Source organism: Candidatus Cyanaurora vandensis (assembly GCF_013285555.1).
Taxonomy (GTDB): domain Bacteria; phylum Cyanobacteriota; class Cyanobacteriia; order Gloeobacterales; family Anthocerotibacteraceae; genus Cyanaurora; species Cyanaurora vandensis.
Genome location: NZ_JAAXLT010000157.1, coordinates 24,817 through 31,420, shown reverse-complemented (window position 1 = coordinate 31,420; position 6,604 = coordinate 24,817). Strand labels below are relative to the sequence as shown.

7 protein-coding genes and 1 tRNA gene are annotated in these 6,604 nt (G+C 56.8%); 2 read left to right on the top strand and 6 right to left on the bottom strand.

Annotated features, from left to right (window positions below):
- From HFM78_RS16355 to rplR, 4 genes are all read right to left on the bottom strand, one after another.
- A partial coding sequence (locus HFM78_RS16355; RefSeq protein ID WP_396033157.1) for an IS3 family transposase occupies positions 1 to 469 on the bottom strand: 469 nt, incomplete at its 3' end.
- 499 nt (positions 470 to 968) lie between these two features.
- Complete coding sequence (locus HFM78_RS11045; RefSeq protein ID WP_287129503.1) at positions 969 to 1,397, bottom strand: tetratricopeptide repeat protein; 429 nt, start codon at positions 1,395 to 1,397, stop codon at positions 969 to 971.
- A gap of 3 nt (positions 1,398 to 1,400) precedes the next feature.
- The gene (gene rpsE / locus HFM78_RS11040) at positions 1,401 to 2,000 is read right to left on the bottom strand and encodes a 30S ribosomal protein S5 (protein ID WP_287129502.1); all 600 of its coding nucleotides are present in this window, start codon (positions 1,998 to 2,000) and stop codon (positions 1,401 to 1,403) included.
- 16 nt (positions 2,001 to 2,016) lie between these two features.
- Positions 2,017 to 2,385 carry a 50S ribosomal protein L18 gene (gene rplR, locus HFM78_RS11035; RefSeq protein ID WP_287129501.1) on the bottom strand — a complete coding sequence of 123 codons (369 nt, stop codon included), beginning with the start codon at positions 2,383 to 2,385 and terminating at the stop codon, positions 2,017 to 2,019.
- A 127-nt stretch (positions 2,386 to 2,512) separates the two neighbouring features.
- Here rplR and HFM78_RS11030 point away from each other — a divergent pair, with 127 nt between their 5' ends.
- Entirely contained in the window at positions 2,513 to 2,866 is a 354-nt protein-coding gene (locus tag HFM78_RS11030; RefSeq protein WP_287129500.1) for a hypothetical protein, read from the top strand.
- A gap of 39 nt (positions 2,867 to 2,905) precedes the next feature.
- A tRNA-Thr gene (locus HFM78_RS11025) sits at positions 2,906 to 2,977 on the top strand.
- Between the two features lie 139 nt (positions 2,978 to 3,116).
- On the opposite strand, the gene HFM78_RS11020 is transcribed toward HFM78_RS11025, so the two are convergent.
- Both HFM78_RS11020 and HFM78_RS11015 read right to left on the bottom strand, forming a co-directional pair.
- Entirely contained in the window at positions 3,117 to 3,563 is a 447-nt protein-coding gene (locus HFM78_RS11020) for a hypothetical protein (protein WP_287129499.1), read from the bottom strand.
- A 2-nt stretch (positions 3,564 to 3,565) separates the two neighbouring features.
- Positions 3,566 to 6,604 (bottom strand): hybrid sensor histidine kinase/response regulator, encoded by a 3,039-nt coding sequence (locus HFM78_RS11015; RefSeq protein ID WP_287129498.1) that lies wholly within the window; start codon positions 6,602 to 6,604, stop codon positions 3,566 to 3,568.

Genomic DNA, 6,604 nt, shown 5'->3' with positions numbered 1-6,604 from the left:
TGACGACATGGCTGCGCCACGCTAGGCTATCATGCGGATGCCCTGCGCCTGGAGCACCCCGATGTAGGCATGCGAGGCCTATTGCACGCCCCGGTGGTCGTGATGCACCAAGCCTGTACTCACCGACAAGTTCCATGCCCAGTCGGCTATAGGTGATATCTGAGATCCACCATGGGTCTACCCCGGTCACCTCCAGCTTGGGCACCAGGTTGGCATCTGTTGTATTGACGAATCCTGGCTTGCGTAAGCACAGCAGATTATCCCCGCGCCTCAAGCGCAACACCCGCTTGTGATTCCCCCTGCGTTTTAGCTCATGGGTCACGTGCCGATAGCCATAACTCGGCCACGCCAGGGCTACCTGCTGGAGCTGGTTATGTAGTTCGGTATCTCGCTCGGGCTGGGCAGTACGAGCTCTCCAGCGGGAGTAAGCGGCACGGTTGAGCTTCAAGGTGCGGCACAGGCCGGCCACCGACGCTGTGCCGGTGGCAGCTTGCTGTGCCACTTGGGTGTACAGCAGTTCTTGGTATTGCGGCGTGTCGAGGGTGCCTTGGTCTCTAACCGCAGCAAGGCTTTTTTAAAACAGAGTTCTCCAGCGCCAACTGCCGACCATCCGCTCTAGTAGACCCTACGCTGAGCCAAGCCACAGCAATACGGGCTGTGTCCTGGCAAGTATTACCGTCACCCTGGAAGGCTTGCTCAGCGTACTGCTGGTGCTGCTTTTGCCAGTTGGCAATTATGGTGGGGTTGATTTGGTGCTCCCGTGCTGCTTGGGCTGAGGTTTTCCCCGCTTCAATTTCACGGCGTACCTGGAGTGCTTGCCTCCTGTGGGGGTAAAGTCAGGGGTAAATCTGCGACGTTTCAGGGACATGGCGTAAGCCTCCTATCGGCTAGGGAAGCTTAACTACCTGTCTCAGTCAAGGGGGGCAGTACACACTGTCAACATCCTCTAATTGCCCTCAGTAAAAAACTTAAGCTCCCTCGTTCAGCCAAGCTTGGACTTTCAGTAGGGCGGACCAATCTGGACGACGTTCTAGGCCATCGGTAATGTTGTGGGCTACCTGTTCAGCTTGGTCTTGATCCAAGGTGACAATTTGGATGGCTTGTTCCATCGGTTCGCGCACGCCCTTTTGTTTGGTCTCTAGCATGGCGAGGACTAGATTAATCCGGGCTTGGGCGTCGGCTTGACCAAGGGGGACGGCTTTACGGGCGGCATCTAGGGCGAGTTTGGGTTGGTCGTTCAAAAGATACAACCAACTCAGACAGGTCCAAGCCGCGCAGTTCTTGGGTTCATTCTTGACAATATCTTTAAAAATGGGAATCACTTCAGGCAAGGGGGCCTCAGCCTCATAGAGCTTTAGCCCCTGCTGGAAGCGTTCTTGGGATTCGACGGTCGCCATGGGTTACTTGCTGTACAAGTTGCTGACCGGAATGCCCCGCTCGTCGGCAATATCCTTAAAGTTACGCAGTTGGCTCAAGGCATCGGTGGCGGCACGGGCGTTATTGAGCGGAGAATCAGCCCCTAGGGATTTCGCTAGGATATTTTTGACCCCGGCCAATTCTAGAACCGTCCGCACGGCTCCGCCGGCAATTACCCCGGTTCCCGCCGCCGCCGGACGCAGCATCACTTTCGCTGCCCCCGCTGTCCCGGTCATGGGATGGGGAATTGAATTGAGCCGGGTCAGGGGTACCGTAACGAGGCACTTCTTAGCTTCAGTCACGCCCTTTTTCACCGCCCCAATCACTTCAGCCGCTTTGCCGACCCCGACCCCGACTTGGCCCTTCTCGTTACCAAGGACGACCACCGCCCGGAAGCTCAGTTTTTTACCGCCCTTGACGACCTTGGTGACACGACGAATCTGGACGACCCGTTCTTTCCATTCGCTCTCCGGCTGTTGTTCAGCGGTCCGGTCCCGTTGCTTACGTTTCCGGTCCCCGCCGCCACCACGTTCTTTGGAGTCTTTATTAGAATCGCGGTTGGAATCTCTGTTGAAGTCTGCCATGGGTCAATCCTGTGTTTTAGAATGTTAAGCCAGCTTCACGGGCACCTTCAGCTAAGGCTGCCACCCGACCATGGTACGGCTTACCGCCCCGGTCAAAAACCACCTGCGTAATTCCGCCCGCCATCGCCCGCTCAGCGACTAAGCGGCCCACCACCCGCGCTGCTTCCTGAGTCGAGGCGGCATCGGGGTCTTCTGACCCTTTGAAATCAGCGTCCAGGGTGGAGGCCGCCACCAAAGTCCGTTGGTTTACATCATCAATGACTTGGGCATAGATGTGGCGATTGGAACGGTAGACCGCCAAGCGAGGACGTGTGGTCGAACCCGTCACCCGGTTACGGATGCGGCCATGGCGTTTACGCGCCTGCTCTTTACGACTAAGCTTCATGGGGCATGGAGAAATGACACAAGTCAACAATATATCGTCTTAGGGGTTCTCTTTACAAGCCCACAGACAAACTTCTTGGCTCGGCTCCCACTTGAGGGACAATTTAAGTACAAAAAGAGAATTGCTCATGGCCCAAGTGCTACAGGTAGATGCCCAAGCGAAACAATTGCAGTTCGGTGAACTGACCGTACCCGTGACGGGTCCCCTAGCAGATCTAATTATCACGGCCCTCCTCTCAATGCTCCCCGCCGAAAAAGTGCCGATGATGGCCCCGCCAACTACGCGGGGCTACACCTTGACAGAGATTTCCCAAGTAGAGTATGACCAGCTAACCCAGGCTATCGCCCAACTAAACACCGCGCTTCAAGCTGAAGTCCTCAAAACCAATTTCCGCGCCCGTGGACCAGAGCTACCCCTCCAGGCCAAAATCCTGCTGGGGGAGAAACAGGTGGTCCGTAGCGTGGCCCAGATCTCCACCTAGATTGCCATGCTCCCCCGATGTATGAGATCCTAGAAGAGTGCCCCTGTAGCACAGTGGTAGTGCGTTCCACTCGTAATGGAAAGGTCACCAGTTCAAATCTGGTCAGGGGCTAATCTATCAAACCCGCTACCAGAGCGGATCTGAATGCAACTGAGAGCATGCTACAGCTAGTAATTTTCGTCGGTGATTAACATCCTGCTCTATCGGCTGAGAAACCATCAGTTGTCTCTAGCTTGTGCTAACGCCTACGTTAACCACGGGTAGAGCTTGTTGAAATCGGGTCTACTAAGCGGTCTAGGTCTACTAAGAAGAGTGTGAGGTTTTGTTCTTCATGCTGGACTATAGCGACGTGGCTGGCGATCCCTAGACGTTCATTGCGGCGGTAGGAATCAGGGAGGGCGCGGACTTGAGTGAGCGGGACTTCCACGAGAATAGGAGCTAGGGCAAGGGGCAACCCGTACAGTTCCCCCCCCCGTCCCCGCCCAAGGACTAGATAACTGGGTTGGACGGCTACTAGATGAGGGGCAATCTGTCGTTGGACATCTACCACCGTGACTGCTTGGGCATCTACCTCTGTCACCCCGAGGCGTTCTCCTTTTTGCCCAAAGACTGCGGGATGGACCATCACCCGGTGGACCTGTTCGATCCGTAGGCCGAGATTGATCTCACCGATGGCAAGGACCAGTATTTTTAGCATGCTCATACGCTGCACCATTTTGCCGTTATGTCCAGCAATTCAGTGGTGATGAAGGGTTTGGTGAGGTAGCCTTTAGCTCCCAATTGCTCGGCGAGGCGACGGTGCTTGGTCCCACTGCGCGAGGTTAACATGACGACGGGAACCCGGGGGCACTGTTTGAGAAACTCGAATCCGTCTAGGTGGGGCATCTCAATATCACATAGGACGAGACGAATGGCGGGTTGTTCTTGGAGTCGGGTCAAACCTTCGCGTCCATCCTTAGCTTGAACCACCCGGTACCCGGCTTTCTGGAGCGTGAGGGTAATCGTCTGGCGTTGGATCAAGGAGTCATCTACCACAAGCACCAAGGATGCACTGGAGCTAGGGGCAGGCTGAGTCGGGGGCAGCTGGGCACCACCGCTGAGAATATGGCGCAGTAGAGCCCCTGGTTCCATGACCGGGACGAGGGTACCATCCCCTAGAACCGTACAACCATACAGATAGCTCGGTGGATTGAAGACCCCGGTGAAGGGTTTGATTACCAGTTCCTGTTGGGTGACCAGTTGTTCCACGGCGAGGGCGACTTGTTGTTGAGGCGTCTTGACCACAAGGACCGGGCCGCCCGTTACCACTAGGGGCGTGAGGCTCAAGGGTAAATCATCCCCTTCTGTCGGGGCATAGCCAAAGACCGCATGGAGGGGCTTGAGGACAAGGAGTTGTTCGCGCCACAACAGTAATTCTTGGCCCCCGGATTGCTTGAGGTCGGCTGGGTCGGGGACAAGCACTTCGGCAACTGCTTCAAGGGGTAAGGCCCAAGCGTGACCGCGCACTAGAAAAACCAGCAACTTCGCCACGGTTAAGGTTAAGGGGATGCTGAGGGTGAAGGTCGTCCCTTGACCAGCTACCGTGCTGACGGTCACTTGACCTTTGATACTCTCTAGTTGCAAGCGCACCACATCTAGGCCCATCCCGCGCCCAGAGAGTTCGCTCACGGTCGTCTGGGTAGAGAAGCCCGGTTCAAAAATACAAGCCAGTAACCGTGCTGGGTCTGTTTCGCCGACGGTAATGAGACCTAGCTCCTGGGCCCGTTGGGCAATCCGTACCAAGTCTAGACCCATTCCATCATCCTTGACCTCAATGAGAGTCTGAGCACCCTGGTGGTAACAGTTGATTTGGATCTGACCCGTGGGGTCTTTGCCTAACCGTTGCCGTTCACTGGGGGATTCGAGGCCATGGTCGAAGGCATTACGGACGAGGTGAACCAGGGGATCGCTCAGTTTTTCGAGGGCCAAGCGGTCCACAGGGACCCCGGCTCCTTGGAGGGTCAGACGGGCGGGTTTGTCGTAGCGGTGGGCCAAGTCACGGACCATCCGGGGTAGACGGTTGAGGGTCTCGCTCAGGGGAAGCATCCTTGCCCACATTAAGCCGTCGCGCAAGCTGGTCAACATCCGGCGGTGTTGCTCTAGGGTCCGTCCGCTGGCTTCGGTACTCTGGCGGAGAGCACCGGAGACCTCATACATCTGCCCCATTTCATCTAGGACTTCTTGGATACTTTCGTGGAGCGCGCCGTAGGTGTCAAATTCGAGGAGATCAAAGTCTGCACGGGGAGCGGAGCGTTGAGGGGCGACCAAGAGTCGGTCACACAGTTCCTGGACCCGACGGCCCATCGCTTCAAATCGCTCAAACCGATAGGTCAAATCCTGCAAGGAACCTTCTAGTTGCTCCTGTTGCATCGCCAGACCATTGCGGTTGATAACTAGTTCCCCAACGAGGTTGTTGAGGGTGTCCATGCGTTCTAGGTCCACCCGCACCGTGGGCCGCGCGGGTTGGGGCGTGGAGGCAGGTTCAAGGATAGGCACCGGGGTGGTCGGGACGACCGGGATCAAATCTGTGGCGGGAGGTAACTGGTCAAAGGCGGCCGCGACCTCAGCAAAGGTAGTTGCTGCGGGAAACATGGGAGGAGCGGGGATAGATTCCGGTAGCAATTCAACGGGTAAGGGGAGCTCAGCCGACGGGTGACTCTCAGTAATAGCTTCCGTTAAGTCCGGTTCTAGACTAGGTAAGACAACGGATTCCACAGACCCAAAAATATCCTCAAGACTCAAAGCCGACAGGGGTGGTTCTACAGCGTGGACCGGGCTAGAGACGACCAACGGTGCAGGCTTGGGTTTACGACCGGGTAGCAGACGCGCCAAGAGTTGTTTAATCCCCGCCAGCCAGCCTACATCCTTACTAGGGGCGGGAACAGTCGGGTTGTGGAGTTCTGCAGGAGTGACTTGCTTAGTGGGTCCGGTCCATCTCTGGAGGAGGGGCGAGACTGTACCGCCTAGGTCGCGGTCCCCGGCGAGGACCTGAGCTTGGCCTTGTTTCCAGTCGTGGAGGGCGAGACGGGCAATTGCGGGAGCTTGGGCGGGGTGGCGGATGAGGGCATCCAGGACCGTCTGCGAGACCGCCGCGAACCCCGGTAGGTTAGTCAGTTCTGCCAGTCCTAGAAAAACTTCTGCCACCGCTTGCAGGTCCTCAGCCAAGGGCTGACCCGTGGTCAAAATCATCTCGATCCGCTCGATCCCCTGGGCCACATCCACTGTAAAGATGGACAAGACAATATCCACTCCCAGGTCCGTCGAATCCAGGAGCCGTTCGTCTTCGTCCTGAAACCCGCCCAGCTTTTGTTCAATTTGCTGGAAGATCCCCTGGGCGGTGGCGCGAACCGCTGCCTCATCCACTTTTTCCCCGCTCACCTGGGCCATTACTAAAGTCCGCAGGTGGTCAAAGCCCGCAAATAGTAGTTCCTCAAGCTCGGCATCCAGGACCAGGGACTCGCGATATAACCCCTTGAAACTGTCTTCGAGTTTGTGGGACAAGTCGGTGATGAGCCCCAGCCCAACAGTGGCGGCCCCGCCCTTGAGCGAATGGGCCGCCCGCATTAGGTTGTGGACGCGGTTAATCGTGCGTTGGGTCTTGAGTTGGAGCAATTCCTGCTCGATCACCGCTAGGAGTTCGGGGGCTTCCTGGGCGAAGTACTCGGCGGCCTGTAGACGGATATCGTAGTCCAGAGCCAT